The organism is Actinoplanes sp. OR16 (assembly GCF_004001265.1).
Classification (GTDB): Bacteria; Actinomycetota; Actinomycetes; order Mycobacteriales; family Micromonosporaceae; genus Actinoplanes.
In genome coordinates, this window is sequence record NZ_AP019371.1 from 5,511,980 (window position 1) to 5,528,691 (window position 16,712).

11 protein-coding genes are annotated in these 16,712 nt (G+C 69.5%); 5 read left to right on the forward strand and 6 right to left on the reverse strand.

The window, feature by feature from the left end; translation table 11 throughout:
- Nucleotides 1-8: 8 nt before the first annotated feature.
- The gene (locus tag EP757_RS25130; RefSeq protein WP_127549958.1) at nt 9-563 is read right to left on the reverse strand and encodes a hypothetical protein; all 555 of its coding nucleotides are present in this window, start codon (nt 561-563) and stop codon (nt 9-11) included.
- Nucleotides 564-746: 183 nt separating this feature from the next.
- On the opposite strand from EP757_RS25130, the gene EP757_RS42910 reads away from it, so the two are divergent.
- Genes EP757_RS42910 through EP757_RS25140 form a run of 3 tightly spaced genes read left to right on the forward strand, consistent with a single transcriptional unit; the run spans nt 747 to nt 3,786 of the window.
- Nucleotides 747-914, forward strand: coding sequence for a hypothetical protein (locus EP757_RS42910; RefSeq protein WP_160165880.1), 168 nt, complete (start codon nt 747-749; stop codon nt 912-914).
- Nucleotides 911-2,068, forward strand: coding sequence for an FxsB family cyclophane-forming radical SAM/SPASM peptide maturase (locus EP757_RS25135; protein ID WP_197725374.1), 1,158 nt, complete (start codon nt 911-913; stop codon nt 2,066-2,068). Before EP757_RS42910 ends, EP757_RS25135 begins: the two co-directional genes overlap by 4 nt.
- Complete coding sequence (locus EP757_RS25140) at nt 2,065-3,786, forward strand: HEXXH motif domain-containing protein (RefSeq protein WP_160165881.1); 1,722 nt, start codon at nt 2,065-2,067, stop codon at nt 3,784-3,786. The genes EP757_RS25135 and EP757_RS25140 overlap by 4 nt, the downstream gene beginning before the upstream one ends.
- Before the next feature lie 4 nt (nt 3,787-3,790).
- Here EP757_RS25140 and fxsT read toward each other — a convergent pair whose 3' ends face one another.
- The 4 genes from fxsT to EP757_RS25160 all read right to left on the reverse strand — a co-directional run bounded on the left by fxsT (nt 3,791) and on the right by EP757_RS25160 (nt 11,962).
- Nucleotides 3,791-8,086 carry an FxSxx-COOH system tetratricopeptide repeat protein gene (fxsT, locus tag EP757_RS44645; RefSeq protein WP_127549964.1) on the reverse strand — a complete coding sequence of 1,432 codons (4,296 nt, stop codon included), beginning with the start codon at nt 8,084-8,086 and terminating at the stop codon, nt 3,791-3,793.
- The gene (locus tag EP757_RS44030) at nt 8,086-9,081 is read right to left on the reverse strand and encodes a MoxR family ATPase (RefSeq protein ID WP_127549966.1); all 996 of its coding nucleotides are present in this window, start codon (nt 9,079-9,081) and stop codon (nt 8,086-8,088) included. Before EP757_RS44030 ends, fxsT begins: the two co-directional genes overlap by 1 nt.
- Complete coding sequence (locus tag EP757_RS25155) at nt 9,078-10,574, reverse strand: hypothetical protein (protein WP_127549968.1); 1,497 nt, start codon at nt 10,572-10,574, stop codon at nt 9,078-9,080. The genes EP757_RS44030 and EP757_RS25155 overlap by 4 nt, the downstream gene beginning before the upstream one ends.
- Nucleotides 10,575-10,705: 131 nt before the next feature.
- A complete protein-coding gene (locus EP757_RS25160; RefSeq protein WP_127549970.1) occupies nt 10,706-11,962 on the reverse strand; it encodes a hypothetical protein in 1,257 nt (418 codons plus the stop codon).
- A gap of 88 nt (nt 11,963-12,050) precedes the next feature.
- Here EP757_RS25160 and EP757_RS25165 point away from each other — a divergent pair, with 88 nt between their 5' ends.
- Nucleotides 12,051-12,530, forward strand: a complete 480-nt coding sequence (locus tag EP757_RS25165; protein WP_232049994.1) for a tetratricopeptide repeat protein — start codon at nt 12,051-12,053, stop codon at nt 12,528-12,530.
- Here EP757_RS25165 and EP757_RS25170 read toward each other — a convergent pair.
- Complete coding sequence (locus tag EP757_RS25170; protein ID WP_127549972.1) at nt 12,482-13,849, reverse strand: serine hydrolase; 1,368 nt, start codon at nt 13,847-13,849, stop codon at nt 12,482-12,484. The two genes, EP757_RS25165 and EP757_RS25170, sit on opposite strands and share 49 nt — an antisense overlap.
- A 128-nt stretch (nt 13,850-13,977) precedes the next feature.
- Here EP757_RS25170 and EP757_RS25175 point away from each other — a divergent pair, with 128 nt between their 5' ends.
- Nucleotides 13,978-16,569 (forward strand): LuxR C-terminal-related transcriptional regulator, encoded by a 2,592-nt coding sequence (locus EP757_RS25175; protein WP_127549974.1) that lies wholly within the window; start codon nt 13,978-13,980, stop codon nt 16,567-16,569.
- Nucleotides 16,570-16,712 lie beyond the last annotated feature (143 nt).

Here is a 16,712-nt window from a genome sequence, read left to right on the forward strand (position 1 = left end):
TCGGTGAATCATCCCGAGGCCGAGGGCGGCGATGACGTGCCTGTACCGAGATCGGCATACCGGATCACTTCCACCGCCAATCCGGTGACGACGACCAGCTCCACGACGGAGACGGCGACCAGTGGTGCTCGCAACGCTCCGCCGCTCCAGTACAGGATGACCGCGACCACGGCCGGCAGCCAGAACGTCGCCAGGTCGACGAGCAACTGGAACAGTTTGCGGGAGCGGCGGCGGCGATCGGAGCGGTGCGCCGTCTCCCATCCGAACGCCTTGCCGGTGGGGTCCAGCCGCGGACCGAGGTCGTCGCGGATGTAGCGGCCGATCGCGGAGACCTTCTCATCGTTGACGAGATAGGTCCATCCGAGGACGACGCAGACCGGTGGGAGCAGGAGCAGGCTGGCGGGGCTTCTCGACGCCAGCGTCGCCGCGGTCACGGCGGCCATCGACCCGAGGGTGGCGTAGATCAGGTTGTCGCGGACGCCGATCCGGGTCTTCTGCTCCTCCTTGAGGCGCTCATATTCGGTGATCAGCAGGTTCGTGGTCGAGACGTCGTCATGGGCCAACCCGGCCTCCCCGCGTACGGTGTGCGAGCCCCAAGTATTTGCGTCCGCTCCAAGCTGGACAAGGACGTCACCCGTCGTCGCAAGCCGGAATCGTACTGCTTGCGCGATAGGTGAGGCGGTACGTTCAATAGAAGTTACTCAGTGAACCGGGGACTGGGTGCGCCTGCGAACGGGAGCTTCTGGATGACTGAATCCCCCGCCGACAAGGAGACCGTCCTGGTCGACGTGTCCGGCATCGCGATCGACGACCTGATCGGCAACGACGAGGGACCTGTCCTCGAGTCGTTACGCAGAATCGCCGAGGAGATCGATACCGACGCTGTCGCCGGGTTCGCCCAGGGATTGAATTGACGGGCCGGCGGCCGGTTGCGTTCCGGGAGTTCGTCCTGAAGGTGGTCGGCAGGTGTGACCTGGACTGCGACTACTGCTACATGTTCAACGCCGCTGATCAACGGTGGCGGAGGCAACCCGCGATCATCCGGCCCCGGGTGATCGAGCAGATCGCCACGGCGATCGGGGATCATGTGCGAGCGCACGAGCTCGATCGGATCCTCGTTCTGCTGCACGGCGGGGAGCCGCTGCTCGCGGGCGCCTCCCGCCTGACGGAGATCGCCGCCACGATCCGGGACCAGGTACCGGGCGGCACCGATGTTCAGGTGAGCATGCAGACGAACGGCATACGTCTCGACGACGCGACGCTGACGCAGCTGGGCCGGGCCGGCATCCGGGTGGCGGTGAGCCTCGACGGCGACGAGACCAGCCATGATCGGCATCGGCGTCACCGCGACGGCGCGGGCAGCCACGCGACGGTCTCCGCGGCGCTGCGGGTGCTGACCGGGCAGCGGCACAGGAACCTGTTCGCCGGGCTGCTCGCGGTGGTCGATCTCGCCAACGATCCCGCCGAGGTCTATCGGGCGCTGGCCCGGTTCGATCCGCCGGCGATCGATTTCCTGCTGCCGCTCGGCAATTGGTCGGCCCCGCCGCCCGGCCGCACGCCTGATGACGCCTCGCCGTACGGCGAGTGGCTCGCGGCCGCGTTCGACGCCTGGCACGACTCTCCCGCCGGACGGCCCGAGGTTCGCCTGTTCCGTGAGCTGATCACCCTGTTGATGGGTGGGCACAGCCGCAGCGAGCAGATCGGTCTCAGCCCGCCCGCGATGATCGTTTTCAACACGGACGGGTCGATCGAGCAAGTCGACTCGTTGCGCTCTGCGTACGAGGGGGCGGTCGACACGGGCCTGTCGGTCTTCACTCATGATCTCGACGATGCGCTGGCACACCCGGCCGTCACTTTCCGCCAGCAGGGCTTCGATGCGCTCGGCGCGGAGTGCCGGCAGTGCCCGCTGGTGATGGTGTGCGGCGGCGGCCATTACGTCCACCGGTACCGCGACGGCAGCGGCTTCGCGAATCCGTCGGTCTACTGCCGCGATCTCGCGTACTTGATCAGGCATGTCCGTACCCGCGTCCAGCAGGACGTGACGGCGTTACGAGGGACGGCTCGGTGATAGCCAAGCATCGGATACCCAGGGCCGCGTACGACGCGCTCTGCGCCGGCGCGGCCGACCGCACCGGCCTGGCGGCGCTGGACGCGGCCCAGCTGAGCAAGCATCTGCTGCTGCTACGCATGGTCGTCGAGCAGTTGGCGGGCTCGCCCGGCCGGACCGTCGCCGGTGAAGCGCTTCGTCTGCTGGAAGAAGTGCGCCGGCATCATCGGCCGGCGTTCGAGACGGCGCTGCTCTACCCATACGTCGGGGCCGGGCTGGCCGGCTGCCTGCGCTCCCTGCGCGCGGACGGTGACACCGCCACGGTGGCCGGTTTCCTTGCCCGCGTGGCGGTGACGGCCGCGGCTCATGCCGGCCGGGAGGCGACGCTGGACCGGGTGCCGGTGTCCGGCCCGATGCACCTGCCGGCCCTCGGAACCGTCACCGCCGTACCGGCGGCCGGCGTCGTGAGCCTGACCACCAGCGCGTACCGCATCACGGCAGGGGAGGTCAGCGTCGATCTCGCGGCGCCGCGTCACGACCGGCCCGGCTGGATCCCGGTCCGCCCGCTGACCACCGAGGCCGGCCGGGCAAGGCCGCTCTTCGACGACGTGGATCCGTACCGCGAAGCCTCCGGCCTGACGGTGGGGCCCAGGCCGGTGCCGACCGAATTCTCTCGCTGGCGTGACCGGTTCGCGGGCGCGGACGCGCTGCTGAGCGATCGGCACCCGCAACGCGCGGAACAGGTCGCGGCCCTGGTGCGGGCGGTCACCCCGCTGGCGGTGCTGTTGCCGGGGCAGGGCCGCAGCGTGTCCGCGTGGCAGGCGTACGGCGCCGTGTCGCTGACTCTCCCCGCCGACGCGTCGAGTTTCGCGGTCACGCTCATCCACGAGTCCCAGCACTCGATCTTCAACGCGATGCTCGACCTCGTGGATCTGTACGACCCGGCGGATCGACGCGTCTACTACTCACCGTGGCGTGCTGATCCGCGGCCGTTACGGGGCCTGTTGCACGGCTGCTACGCCTTCGCGGCGGTCGCCGAGTACTGGAGCGTCGAATGTGCCGTGCCCGGTGCCGAGCCCCAGGCCGCCTACGAGGCTGCCCGAGCCGCGATCCAAGTGCGTCAGGCGCTGGACACGCTGGACGGCGTCGCTTCGCTGACCGCGGACGGACGCCACGTCGTCGCGCAACTCCGGCAGCGGCTGGAGGCGCTGGGCACGCAAGCGCCGATGCGCACTGCCGGGCACCTGGCCGGACTGGCCTGCGACGATCATCGGCTGTCCTGGAGGCTGCGAGTGCTGTTGCCGCACGCGGACGCGGTCGGCGACGCGGCCCGGGCATGGCTTGAGGGCGGCGTACCGCGCGGGCTGGGCGGCACGGCGCGGACCGCCGACACGGTGGACACGTTCGTCCCGAACGAGCGCGCTAGTCGTCTCGGGCATCTCGCGCGCCACGGCCGGGTGGGCACACCGACCGGTGACGCTGACGCCTATCTTGCCGACCACGACTATCAGGCGGCGGCCGAGGCGTACCTCGTTGCGATCCGCTCCGACGGCGACGACCTCAATGCCTGGACCGGTCTGGCGATGGCGGGCAGCAGACGCGGCGGCGCCGCCGCGCACGTGTGGTCACACCGTCCGGAGTTCGTCCGTGCGGTGTATAAGCGACTCGCGGCGACGCCGGCCCCGCCGCCTGATCCGCTGACGCTCGCCGAATGGCTGGCCGACGGATCAGGCGGCTGACGGATCAGGTGGGCGGCGGCTCGATGTCGGCGTCGATCCGGCGGCCATTCCGGGCGGCCTGGGTGTCCGGGTGGTCGGGGCCGAGGGTTCGCAGGAACCCGTCGACCGCGCTGCGCCGCAGGCTTTCCGCCTCATGCTGTCCCCGGCCCGCGCCCTGCAGGTCGAGGGCGTGGTTCAAGATGCATGCCAGCGTGTACGGGTGGTTCGGCCCCCGGTTGGTCTCCTGCCGGGAGATCTCCGTCGTCTCCGCCGAGAACTTCAGCGCCTCCTCGTAGTCACCCATGGCAGCGTAGTCACTAGCAAGGTTCGTGGTGGCACAGATCGTGTACGGATGTGTCAGCCCCAGCGAATCCTTGAGGGCGTCACGGGCCGTGATGTTGAGTGCCCGTGCTTCGGCGACCTCGCCGAGCCGGCGCAGGATGATGGCCAGGTTAGTCCGGCACACCTCGACGAACGGGTGCCCGGCGAAGTCGCGCTGATAGATGCGCAGTGCGTTGCTGACCAGATCCCGGGCCCGGTTGAGAACGACCGGGTCGCGGCTGCTCTCATCGCGCAGGGCGTTACCGAGGCTCATGGCCGCCGCGAGAGTGTGCTCGTGATGCTCCGGGAACTGCGCCGCGTACGCCGTGTAGTTGGTGTCGGCCTGTTCCCGGGCCTCGGTGTAGCGGCCGAGTTTGCGCAGGAGCATCGCGATCGTGCGGCGGGCCATCAGGACGCTCATGTGCGAGGAGCCGACAGCCACCTCGTGCTCGGTGATGACCTCCTGCTGCATGGTCAGCCCGGCGCCGTAGAGTCCGAGACCGTAGTAATCGCGGACCAGGTTGCTGACCGCGAACAGGGTCTCCGGGAAGTCACTGCCGTAGCCTTCGGTCCAGAGACGCACGGTCTCGATGTCCAGCTCGCGGGCCTTGCCGAACTCGCCCAGCAGACGAAGGTCGACGGCGAAGTTGTTGGCGGTACGCAGCGTCGCGGGATCGTCCTCGCGCAGCACCCGCCGGATCAGTGCCAGCAGGTCCTTGTCGAAGTCGTGTGCTTCCTGGAACCGTCCCAGGGCCCGCAGGTCGGCGGCGTACCCGTTCGCCGTGACGAAGTAGTGGTCGCTCTCGTCACCGATCGTCTCCCTGATCAGCCGCATGACCTCCTCGTCGATCTCCAGTGCCGAGCTCCGCTCGCCGAGCGAGCGCAGGGTGGTGGCGAGATGGCGCCGGGCCAGCAGCACCAGTTCGTCGCGTTCACCCCACTGGGCGAGCCAGCGTTGCACCGTGGACTCGGCGAGGTCGCGGCTGCCTGCGAAGTCACCCACGACATAGCGATAGCGAATCTGGTCGAGGACGACCCGACGGGCTTCGAGGTCGGTCGATCCGACGATGCCGGACGGCTGGATGTGCGGTGACAACTGACCGTGCCGGGATCGCTCGATGTTGCTCAGTTCGTCGGGGTTGCCCGGGTTGGCCAGCGCAAGAATGCTGTGGGCGTGCTGGGACGTGGTTTGCCGCTGATCGTCATGCAGTGTCCGGCGCAATACGCTCTGCACGAGGCGATGCAGCTGGAAACGGCCTCGCGCCTGGTCGAATTTAATCAACTCGTAGCGTGCGATCTCTCGCAATTCCCGGCCGATTGTCGAACGGTCGGCGATTTGCCGATGCAATGCGGCCGGAAGGCCCGGAACATTGCGGGCGTTATAGAGCATTTCGACGAAGATGGGTTCCGGGCCGAAATGGGAGCAGAGCTGCAGTAGTTGTGCCGCCGCGATTGAACGCGCGTACAACTGATCGTAGGAAACACCGAATGCCGCGCCTACGGGACGGGGGTATTCGGGTGGCAACTCCACTTCGCCCAGCAGCGCCAGTTTCTCGTCGTACCGCCGCCGGTACTCGTCGGCGCCCAGCCCGGTCTCCGCGTGCCAGGCAGCCGCCTGGTGCAGTGCTAGTGGCAGATCCTGCAGCAGTGCGGCGAGCGAGTCGGCGTCCTCGTTGGTCAGCCGCTGAGCTCGGCGGCGCAGCAGTGTCACGCTTTCCGCGCGCGTGAAGACGTCGACTTCCAGGAGCCGGCCGCCGCGGGCTCCCCAGGACTCGTCCCGGGAGGTGATCAGCACATGGCCGTGCCGTTTCGGTACCGGCAGCAGGTCGAGGATCTTGTCCGGCTGAGTGGCATTGTCGTAAATCAGCAGCCAGCGCGACTTGGGGCGACCCTCGTGCAATTCGTTCAGCAGCGTCCGAATGGTCTCGGACTGGTCGGTGCTCTCCGGCAGGCGCAGGCGCCGGGAGAGTTCCACCAGCGAACGACGCACATCTGCGGGGTCCTCCGCCGGAATCCACCAGACGACCTCGTAGTCGTTGCGATAGCGGTGCGCGTATTCGTTGGCCAAGGCGGTTTTGCCGACGCCACCGAGGCCGTACAGGGTCCGTGGCACGAGCACGGCAGCCCGGTTCGGATTTTCTATCAAGTCCTGACGCAATTGGTCGAGCAGTTGCCGCCGCCCGGTGAAGTTCTGCGTTCTCTGCGGAACGTCCCAGACCTGGTCGGCAGGACTGACCCGGAAGTCGGTCAACGACGGGTAATCAGTCATGTCGGTCGCTGTCACGTGGGGGACTCCGTCCCTTACTAGGGGATCATTTCGGGTGGTGGGCGCGTCAGCGCCGTCTTCCCGATCACTATTAGGCAGCGATCGCTCGATTGCTGCTGCTTTGTCGGTATAGGCCCCTCCCAGTGACTTCAGCACCTGCATCGCCACGCGAGCGAATGGCTGATCGACCTCGGAGAGCTTCTCTGGAGTCGAGTCCAGCATCATCAGCGCCAGGAAGTCGAAGGAACCGCCAAGCTGGGCACTGATGAACTCGGACACCTCCGCGAGCAGGGCGAGCCGATCCCGGGAGGTGAGGCCGGTGAGCAACTCGTCGCGGATCCCCGGCTGAAAGTCGAATTCCAGCTCATCAGAGTGATCACGCTTAGGGCGCCGCACCACGAGACCGCTCAGCAGGATTTCGGCCCAGTACGTCGGCTGAGCGGAGGTGAGCAGGCTCCGCTGGACCAGGCGAACCACCGGAAGCAGAAGCGGTACGGCGGACAGCGACGTCGCCAGCCGGAACGAATCCGGGGACGCGACGGCGCGGAAGCGTTTCACCCGCCACCGCGCCACATCCTCATCCACGGTGGCGTCCAGCGGTGAGTCTTCCTCGTCGGGCTCGTAGGCACCGCTCACGGCGGGATCGAACGCCACGCCCTTCGACCACTCGTCACCGCCTCCGGAGATCAAGGTGGCCCATCCCCGCAGGGCGCTGGGTGACAGATCCAGCACCGGTACGAGCGTCCGGGGCTCAGCCACCTCCTCCGGCTCGCCCAGCAGCGGGTCACGGTTGCCGGACCGCCACCGCCGGGTCTGCCGTGCCACGTACGCCGGACCGTTCTTCCAATCGACGGCGAGGAACCGGGCCGCACAGCGACCCCAGAGCCGCTGCGGGAGCAGGTGAACGATGCCGACCGTATTCGTCGGCGTCCAAGTCGAGATCATCGCGCCGACGCGGCCGTCGGCCCAGCCCGGGCCGACACAGTCACTGAGCACGAGAATGGCCCGGCGGCCGGACGGGTCGATGAGCTCGCCCGCCGGCCGGCCCACGTGCGCGGCGATGGTTCCGGCGCTGACGGTCAGCGGCCGGCTCTGCGGGGCCTCGCTGTCGAATCGCCAGACCCGGACATCGCCGAAGGCCCCGGACTCCTCGATCGCCTGCGTGAAACTGCGGATCTCCTGCACCCACGCCGGGCCCGACGCCGCGTCGTCCACCACCAGAGCGATGTCGAGCCAGCGATCGACAGCGGGTTTGAGCACGGGCAGCCAGGCGCCTCCCTCAGCGGCCTGCCGTACGGTCGCCGGGATGTCGACCTCGACCGTCGTCGTATCCGGAACCCGCTGTTTCACGGGCCGCATCGCCCTGGCGAACGCGCTACGGGCCAGTGGCTGCACGGCCGGAGCCCGCATGGGCACACCGTGTGGTGAGCCGTCCACCGACGAGGAGTACGGCACCACAGGGACATCGGGCGCGGTGAGAGGTGGCCCTCCGGCCGGACTGTTCTGCCACGTCGCGCCCGGCGCCGGCGCCTGCAGCGGCTCCGAGTCCTGCGGCGGCGACAGCGGATCCGTCATGTCGGTGGCTGCCTCCCGCTGCTCCGGAGCGCCCTGCTCGGCGCCGGTGGCCTGGAGAACGGCAGCAAGGAACAGGATTTCCCGCCACTCATCGGCCGACAGATCGAGGTGCGCCTGTCGCGACGCCTCGATCAGTGCGGCCAGTCGAGAGCGGTCCATCACACCTCCGCGCCAGGGCCGAGGTCCCGGAAGATGCGGCGCACCGTCTTCATCCGGGTCTCCCCGTCGATCTCGAGACCGGACGTGGCGAAATAGACGGCGTTCAGCAATTGGTCCGTCGACAGATCCATCGTTTCGCGCAGCGCGACGAAATCGCTCACCACATCGCCCGCAGCGCCGAGCGCCGACTCGCCCAACTGGCCCGTGATGATCTGGCTCAGTTTCTCCGAACTCGGCTGCTGTATATGCACGCGGACACAACGCCGGAGGAACGCCGGAGGAAACTCCCGTTCACCGTTGCTGGTGATCACAATCATCGGGAAGGCGGCGCACCGCACTTGTCCGTGCCGTACCGTCGCCCACCCGCCGGGATCCGCTGTCTGCACCCGGACGTCTCCGGTGTCCGCTTCCCGGATCAGCTCGGGAATCTCGAACGTTCCGGTCTCCAGCACGTTGAGCATGTCGTTGGGCAGGTCGATATCGCTCTTGTCGAGCTCGTCGACGAGCAGAACCCGTGGCCGCTCCCGGCCCAGCAGCGCCGTGCCGAGTGGACCCAGCCGGATGAACTCACCCACCGAGGGAACGGCGCTCTCATCGAGACGAGCCAGGTTCGCCTGCTGCAGTCGCGCGATCGGATCGTATTGATACAGCGCTTCGGCGAGCCGCGAACGTGTGGTGATCGGCCAGTGCAGCACCGGGCCCAGCTTCAGTTCGTACGCGATGCTGTGGGCAAGCGTCGACTTGCCCGTGCCGGGTTTCCCCGTCACCAGCAGCGGGCGGCGCATCATGAGCGCGACGTTCGTCAGTTCCACTGCTTCGCGCTCGGGTAGATAGCGTGCACCGGGGTCGGTGCCGTTCGGCGACTCCACCAGCGGTGCCTGCGGCAGCACCGGCCCGGAGAACCGGCGCCACGGAGGCGGGCTCGCCAGCCGCTCGATGCCGTCGTGCGGAGCCATCGTCCCGCGATAGATGTGCCACCCGGCCGGTGCGGTCATTGCGCCTCCACGGTGCTGGGGGAATGCAGCCGTGAACGGCCGCGGAACCTCTCCGGAATCCGATCGAAGTCATCGAAGACTATCGAGGCATGGAAGCCGGCGGGTGCCGAATCCTTGTCCTCCAGCGCGGTGAGCCTCAGCTGGAAGATGTGGTCCCGGAGGGTGAGCAGTCCTTCGATGCAGGCCGCCCGGACTCTTGTGGCCAGGTCTTCCGCGACGTCGTCATTTCTGCTCCACACCATCACGGGGGCTCCGCCGCGGATCCCCGCCGTGTACAGGTCGGTGCCGAGCGTGTCGCCTGCGGGCAACGCGGCCAGCATGAACAGGATCGCCGGCGGGCCGTCTCTCAGCAGTGCGGCCCGGGAGCGGTGCGCCTCCTGGAGATCGTGGGACTCGATCTCCAGGAGAGCCCCGACGCCGGCGGACCGATCGTTTTCCTTGATCCAGCGCCAGTTGCGGGCCCAGGGGCCGTGCAGTGCCCGATCGGCGAGCCTGTCGAAGCTGCGCAGCACGAGGGGGTAATTGGTGCCGATGGCCGCCGGGAGAAGGAGGTCAACCTGCCATTGGTCGATAGGATGCGTCACCAGGCTCCGGGGCACGATCAGTTCGAGCACCTGTTCCTCCGCGGTGCCCTGCGTATCTGCGGCCATGCGATGCATCAGGTCGTGGGTGATCGTAATCGCCTCGTCCCACCGGACGGATTGGTCGGACTGATAGAGCGGCTCTTCCGCCTCATCCTCGTGCTGCCGCCAAGCCGCTAAGAAGAATCGATCCTCCCTCAGCTGATCCGGTCGCAACTCGGCCACAAGATAAAAACGTCCACTCGACGCAAGGCGATTATCCGTGGCGTGACACAACCTGTCGACCGCGCTGCGGTCCTTGTACCCGATACGGATGCTTACGTCATCCATCCACTCGTGCAACGGCACGCGTGAAGATCGCGGAAGTCGATGGGCGACATGATCGATGAAATCGAAGAGAGCGGGCAGGCGATCACGTCGGCCCGGAAGTCCTTCGAGGTGTCCGACCAGTGCGACGATGTCGCCAGGATCGAGCGCCGCCTCGTTGACCGTCGTGCCGGTGCCGTAGTGAAAGGCCCGAGCCAGTGTCGCCGGCTCCGCCGGTGAAAGCAGTTCCAGCAGGTGGCGTCTTTCCGGCTCCTCGAGCAGTCTCTCCGGATCCAGCATGTCGATGACGCCTTTGATCCGCGGAAGTCTCGGATCTCCTTTGAACAGGAACGTAAGAATGTCCAGAATTGCTCTTAATGCGCCAGGGTATTCGCACGCTGCGGACACGAGTTGCATGAGATCCATCGCCGGATCCTCCCCGCGCCGCGTTGATCGCAGTCCCGGGAAATCCGCCGCCAACTGATCGAACACATGATCCCGGCGATCCTGTGATCGCATGGGCGAGAGGTCCAGGATCGCGTCGCAGAGCTGTTGCCTGACCCGGAACGGGAAGGCGGGCCGCTGAGATGTCACGTTGGCTGCCACCGCTCCTCCCTGACGTGTCCGGAGACATCGCTGTCAAACGATCGCCCCCGGTGGAATTTCATGATCCACAGTGCACAGTCGCGGTGGGCAGAGCGGCAGTTTAGCCCTACCCGCCCGGCCCTCTCGTCGCACTACCGGACAGGGTCATCATCACCCCTGAGTGGCTGGCCGATGAGTCTCGCCAGGTGGAGCAGCGGGACCGAATCGCGTTCGAGATTCCACAACACCTGAACGAGTGCATCCAGGCCACCTGCGATGCCGCCGAGTTGCCGGACCATGCCGTCGATGTCCCGGTATCCGTCACGTGCCCGAACGATCCGCACGCCGGTCAGCTCGGTCAATGCCGTCACCACATCGTCGCGGCCGGTCTGATGACGCATGGTCCGCACCTGCCAGACCGCCTCGACGACCGCCCGATGACCGGCCTCGGCTCCACCGGGCGCCGGAGCCGCGGCCGCACGCTGCCGTGGGGCCGCCTCGGTGCCGGCCGGTTCCGGCCGGGGGTCGAGCTGGGCCAGCAGCGCACGGGTGTATGCGGCCGCGGCCAGCGACGCGTACCGATGCCAGGTGTCGTTCTTGCCGCTGCCGTAATCGGACACCCCGCGCACCATGAACCACGGCACCTGCTGCAGGTAGGCCGCGTCCGCGACGCCGTCGCCCTCCATGTCGAACCCGATCAGACGATGCGCCCGCGCCAGCCGGTCTCGCTCGGCGGCACTGTTGATCAGGCGCCCGCCGCTGCCGATCCGCCCGTAGTGCACCTTGGGCTGTCCGTGCACGTGTCCGGTCCGATGGTGGGGAGGGTGGCGCAGAACCTCGCCGTCGTCGTCGAGCAGCACGTCCGTCGAAGCCGGTGGCCGCGCATAGTCCTCACCGGATCGGCCGGCCCGCGAGAGCAGGATCGGCTCCCATGCGCGGACGCCGGACTCGGCGGCCACCCGCAACCGGCGCGCCGCGTTCTTGAGGTCGACAGACGGCTTGGGTCCCGGCCGCCGCAACTCCTCCACCCCTCCGGGTGTCGCCCGGACGTGGCCGTACGGCACGATCCCTTCCTCGGCTACCAGGATGTCACCGAGCCGGACGTGCCACGCCGGCACATCCAGCCGGGGCACCCCGCAGGCGATCCCGCACATCAGCACCTGACCGACCCGCCAGCTGCGGTGCAGATTGGCACACCCGTGGGCGGCGGCCACCCCGCCGTCCTCGGGCAGCAGGGAGAGCACGACCCGGTGCGGCCGGCCCGGCGCCGCGCTCGGCACCGTGCCGGTCCAATACGACGCGCCGTCGCCCGCCTCCGGCGACCGCGCGGTCTCCACCTGATCCAGAACGGCCATCACCGCGAAACACTCGATCGGCAGAGCGGTGATGATCCCGATGGTGGGCTCCATGATTCCATAGTGCCCTAACCCATAGTGAACGCGCGATCACAGAACAGCGGCCGCCGGTGGTCGCGGCACCCTCCCGTAATCTGGCCGCATGGCAGCATCGTGGGAGCAGCGGATCGACGAGTTCTGGGCGACCGCGGACGACGCCGCGCCGGAGACGACGCTGCGGGCCATGCGGGTGCTGGTGGAGGAGCGCGGCGAGGACGACCCCGACGCGCTGTACGAGTGGGCCTCGGTGCACGACTTCCTCGGCCGGGAGGCGGAGGCGGTGCCGCTCTACCGCCGGGCACTGGACGCGGGGCTCGCCGCACCCCGCCGGCAGCAGGCGATCGTCCAGCTCGGCAGTTCCCTGCGCAATGTCGGCGAACCCGGGGAGGCCGTCGCCCTGCTGTCACCGCAGGAGCCGGACGCCGTCGTCGGTGACGCGGCGCAGGCGTTCCTGGCGCTGGCGTTGCACGACGCCGGCCGGCCCGGCGAGGCGCTGCGGGTCGCACTGAAGGCACTGGCGAAGACGTTGCCGCTCTATCGGCGGGCGGTCACCGCGTACGCGGATGAGCTCGGCTCCCGATAACGGGGGATGGCGCGCAGGTTGTAGAGGTAGCTCCGGTCGTCGAGGAAGGCGATCACCGGGTGCAGGCCGGCCTCCGGCTCGGCGGCGACGAAACGGTCGTCGCCGGCGTGGACGTAGCGGACCGTCCGGCCGCCGTCGCCGTACGCGGCCGCGGGGCCCTGCGGGGTGTCGGTGATCTCCAGGCCGCCGGCGACGGTCCTCACCTCGTAGACGGCCTGCGGCGCGGCGTAGACGGCGGCGAACGGGCGGAACGGCGCCGGCGCGGCCGGCGGCAGGCGGCGTGCCGGCAGGTGGATGCCGGCCGCCGACGAGAGGATCTTCGCCAGGACCTCGTCGATGAAGGCGGAGGCGTGGCCGCCGTTGGCGTTGACGGCGAGGACCAGGTCGCGGTCCGGCACGATGCGCCACGTCGTGGTCTGACCGGGGGTGCCGCCGTCGTGGCCGACCACGCGCAGGCCGTCCCAGTCGAAGAGGGCCAGGCCGAGACCCCAGGCCACCGGGTACCGCCGCCCCAGCCGGGGCAGGGCGACCTGCGGGCGGCACATCTCGGCGAACGTCCCCGCCCGCAGCACCCGCGTATCGTCGTCCGCTACGCCGTCGGCCAGGAGCATCCGTCCGAACCGCACCAGTTCGCGGGGCGCGGCGCTCGGTGTCGACCCGGCCGGCGCGTTCGACCGCGGCAGCAGACTCCACGGCGACACGCGGGCCGGCTCGCCGAGATGCCCCACGGCGGCCCGGAACATGATCGCCTCCTCGGCGGACAGCGCCATGTGCCGCACCCCGAGCGGCTCGATCAGCAGCTCGCGCAGGGCAGTTTCCCAGGTGGCGCCGTGCAGCCGGGCGATCAGGGCGCCGAGCGCGCAGAAGCCGGCGTTGCAGTACGAGAACAGCTCACCCGGCTCGCTGACTTGGCGGGCGTTGCCGCGCATGAACGCGACCAGCCGGTCCACCGCGTCGTCGCCGCGCCCGGTGTCCTCGAACAGGTCCCCGTCGAACCCGCCGGTGTGCGACAGCAGCTGCCGCACGGTGATGCGCCGCGAGGCCTCGGCGTCCAGCACCCCGAACTCGGGAAGCGAGGCCCGGACCGGCTCGTCGAGGTCGGCCAGCTGCATCGCCAGGGCGGCCGTCCAGGCCTTCGTGACCGAGCCGATCTGGAACACGCTGCTGGTGGTCGCCGTGACCCCGGTGTCCAGGTTGATCACTCCGGTGGCGGCCTCGGCGAGCTGATCTCCCATTCCGGCGGCCACGGCGGCGCCCGGCACGTGGTGGCGCCGTGCGGCCTGATCGATCCACTCCTGGAGATCCGGAAGAAGCGTCATGCCCAGGACCGTACCCGCGGAGCCCGCAGCGCATTTAGCTAAAACGTAGTGATGTGCCGGGCGCTCCCGGGCCGGAGGCTGGACGACGTTCCACAACACGGTCGGGGGGAATCGACGTGGATATTGTGGTGAAGCAGGATGCGCAGTTCGCGATGGCGAAGTTCCGGCCCGCGGCTCTGCCGTCCACACTGGTGGAGCGGGCTCGGCTGGTCGACCGGCTGGCGGCCGGCGCGGAGGCTCGCCTGACGGTCGTGATCGGGTCGGCCGGCGCCGGCAAGAGCGTTCTGCTGTCCAGCTGGGCGCGGAGCAGGAGCGCGAGCCTGACCTCATGGTTGTACTGCGACGAGGCGGACACCGACCCGGTGCGTTTCTGGACCGGGTTCGTGCAGTCCATCCAGGCCGTCGTGCCGGCGTTCGGCGCCACCGCGACGGACCTGCTCGGAGCCGGCCGGGGGGTGTTCGCCGACATCGTGGCCTCGATCGCGAACGACGCCCGGTGGTTGCCGGCCGGCTTCGCGGTGATCGTCGACGACTTCCACGAGGCGGAGCCCGCCGTCGCCCGGGACATGGCCGACCTGGTCGCGCTCTGGCCGCACGAGACGGCCCGGCTGGTGCTGTCGAGCCGTGGCGACCCGCAGGTGCGGCTGACCCGGCTCCGGCTCGCCGGTGACCTGTGCGAGCTGCGTGACCGGGACCTGAGCTTCACGTTCCGGGAGTGCGGTGCGCTGCTGGCGCGGTTCGGCGTGGACCTGCCACTGGCCGATCTCGCCCTGCTGCATCAGCGTTCCGAGGGCTGGGCCGCCGCGCTGCAGATGACCGCGCCGGCCCTGCGCCGGTGCGTGTCCGCCCGGGAGGTGGCCCGGGCGCTGGACGTGCGGGGTCAGGAGATCGCCGAATACTTCCTCGCGGAGGTCCTCGACGAACAGCACCCGGACCTGGCCCGCTTCATGCTGGAGACGTCGGTGCTGGGCGAGCTGACGGAGGAGGACTGCGCTGCCGTCACCGTCCGGCACGACGCCGGGGCGATGCTGCGGGACATCGGCAAGGCGCATCTGTTCCTGGTGCCGCTCGACGACGAGGGGACCCGGTTCCGCTACCACCGTCTGGTCCGCGACGTGCTGCACGCCGAGCTGCGGCGCCGCGACCGCGCCAAGGAGCGCCTGCTCCAGTTGCGGGCGGCGCAGTGGTTCGAGGCGTCCGGTGACGCCCGGCGCGCGGCCCGCCATTTCCTGGCGGCCCGCGACGCCGAGCACGCTCTCACGCTGCTGCACGACCGGGTCGTGAGCGATTTCGTCCGCGACCCCGCCCTCGCCGGCCCCCTCGAGCCCGGATTGATCGACACCTCGCTGCTCGACAAGGCGCCGGACCGTGGCGTGGCCCTCGCCCTCGACCTGCTGCTCTCCGGTGACGTGGTCCGGGGAGGCGCGTACCTCGACCAGGCCGCGTCCGGCGGCCCCGGCGACATGGTCCTGGACCTGCGGCTGGGGCTGGCCCGCTCGATCCACCAGATGCTGACCGGTCACGCCGAGGAGGCCCGTGCCCGGGTGACGGCCCTGCGGGAGCTGAGCCACGGCGTCCCGGCGGCCGGCGACTGGTCCGGTGCGCTCTCGCTGACCCTGCTGCGGATCTTGGCCTGCCTGCGCGACCACGAGTCGGTGGACCGGGAGGCCGCGGTGGCGATGTCGCAGCCCGGACTCGCCGAACCGGCCCGGGCCGTGATGGTGCCCGGTCTCCTGGCGCTGGCCCGGCTCGGCGAGGGGCGCCTGATCGAGGCGGCGGCGGCCGCGGACAGCGCCGAGCTCGAAGCGCGCCGGCTGGGTATCGCCGAGCACGTCTTCGCCGTCGACCACCTGCGGGCCCAGGCCGGTCTCGCCCTGGAACGGCGTGACCTGGTGCGGGCGCAGGAGCTGACGCAGCGGGTGCTGTCGATCAGCGCCGGGCACTCGCCGGTGCTGGAGTACGAGGCAGGGCTGGACCGCGCGGCGATCCTGCTGAGCGAAGGCCTGGTCCACGAGGCGCTGGCCGGTGTGGACACCGCCCGCGACGTCCTGTCCGGTCCCGGCCCGTCGATGCTGGCACGGGCCGCCGAGATCGAGGCGCACGCCCGCCTGGTGCTCGGTGACGCCTACGCGGCCACCAGGCTGGCGGGGGAGCTGGCGCCGGTGGCCCGCGATCTGCTGCTGGCCAAGGTGGCGCTCGCGTCCGGCGACCTCGGCCGGGTCGCCGGTCTCCTCGACGGGCTGTCCGGCCTCGATCCCCGGCAGGCCCTGGTCCGTGACCTGCTGCGTGCCGCGGCGGCCGTCGAGCGCGGCGATCCGGCGACCGAGAGCATCCTGGCCGGGGCGCTGGTGGCGGCGCGGCGTGGCGGATTCCGCAACACCGTGGTGATCACCGCACCGCAGGTGACCAGCTTCCTCGTCGAGCGGGCCATGCCGTTCGAGGGCGACCCGTACCAGGAAGATCTTGTCGCCGCCGCTCTCGCCGTGCGCTCCACCGCCTTGCACGCGATGCGCCCGGAGGAGGTCACCGTCGTGCACCTGACGAAGGCGGAACGGCGCGTGCTGAACCTGCTCCCCACGCACACCTACCGGCAGATCGCCGCTGCCCTGTTCGTCTCGCCGCACACCGTGAAGTCGCATCTGCGGTCGGTCTACCGCAAGCTGGGCGCGGAGTCCCGGGCTCAGGCATTGCAGCGCGCCGTCGACCTCCGCCTGCTGTGAGAACCTTTCCTCGGTACGCCGGCACCGGGAGCTCTCACCGGCTCCACCGCCGGACCACGGCGCGGCCGACCGGCGGAGTCATGGTCGTCGCGGGCCATCCGTTTCGGACGATGCCGCCCGCGGAATCCGCTGGGACGCTCGGG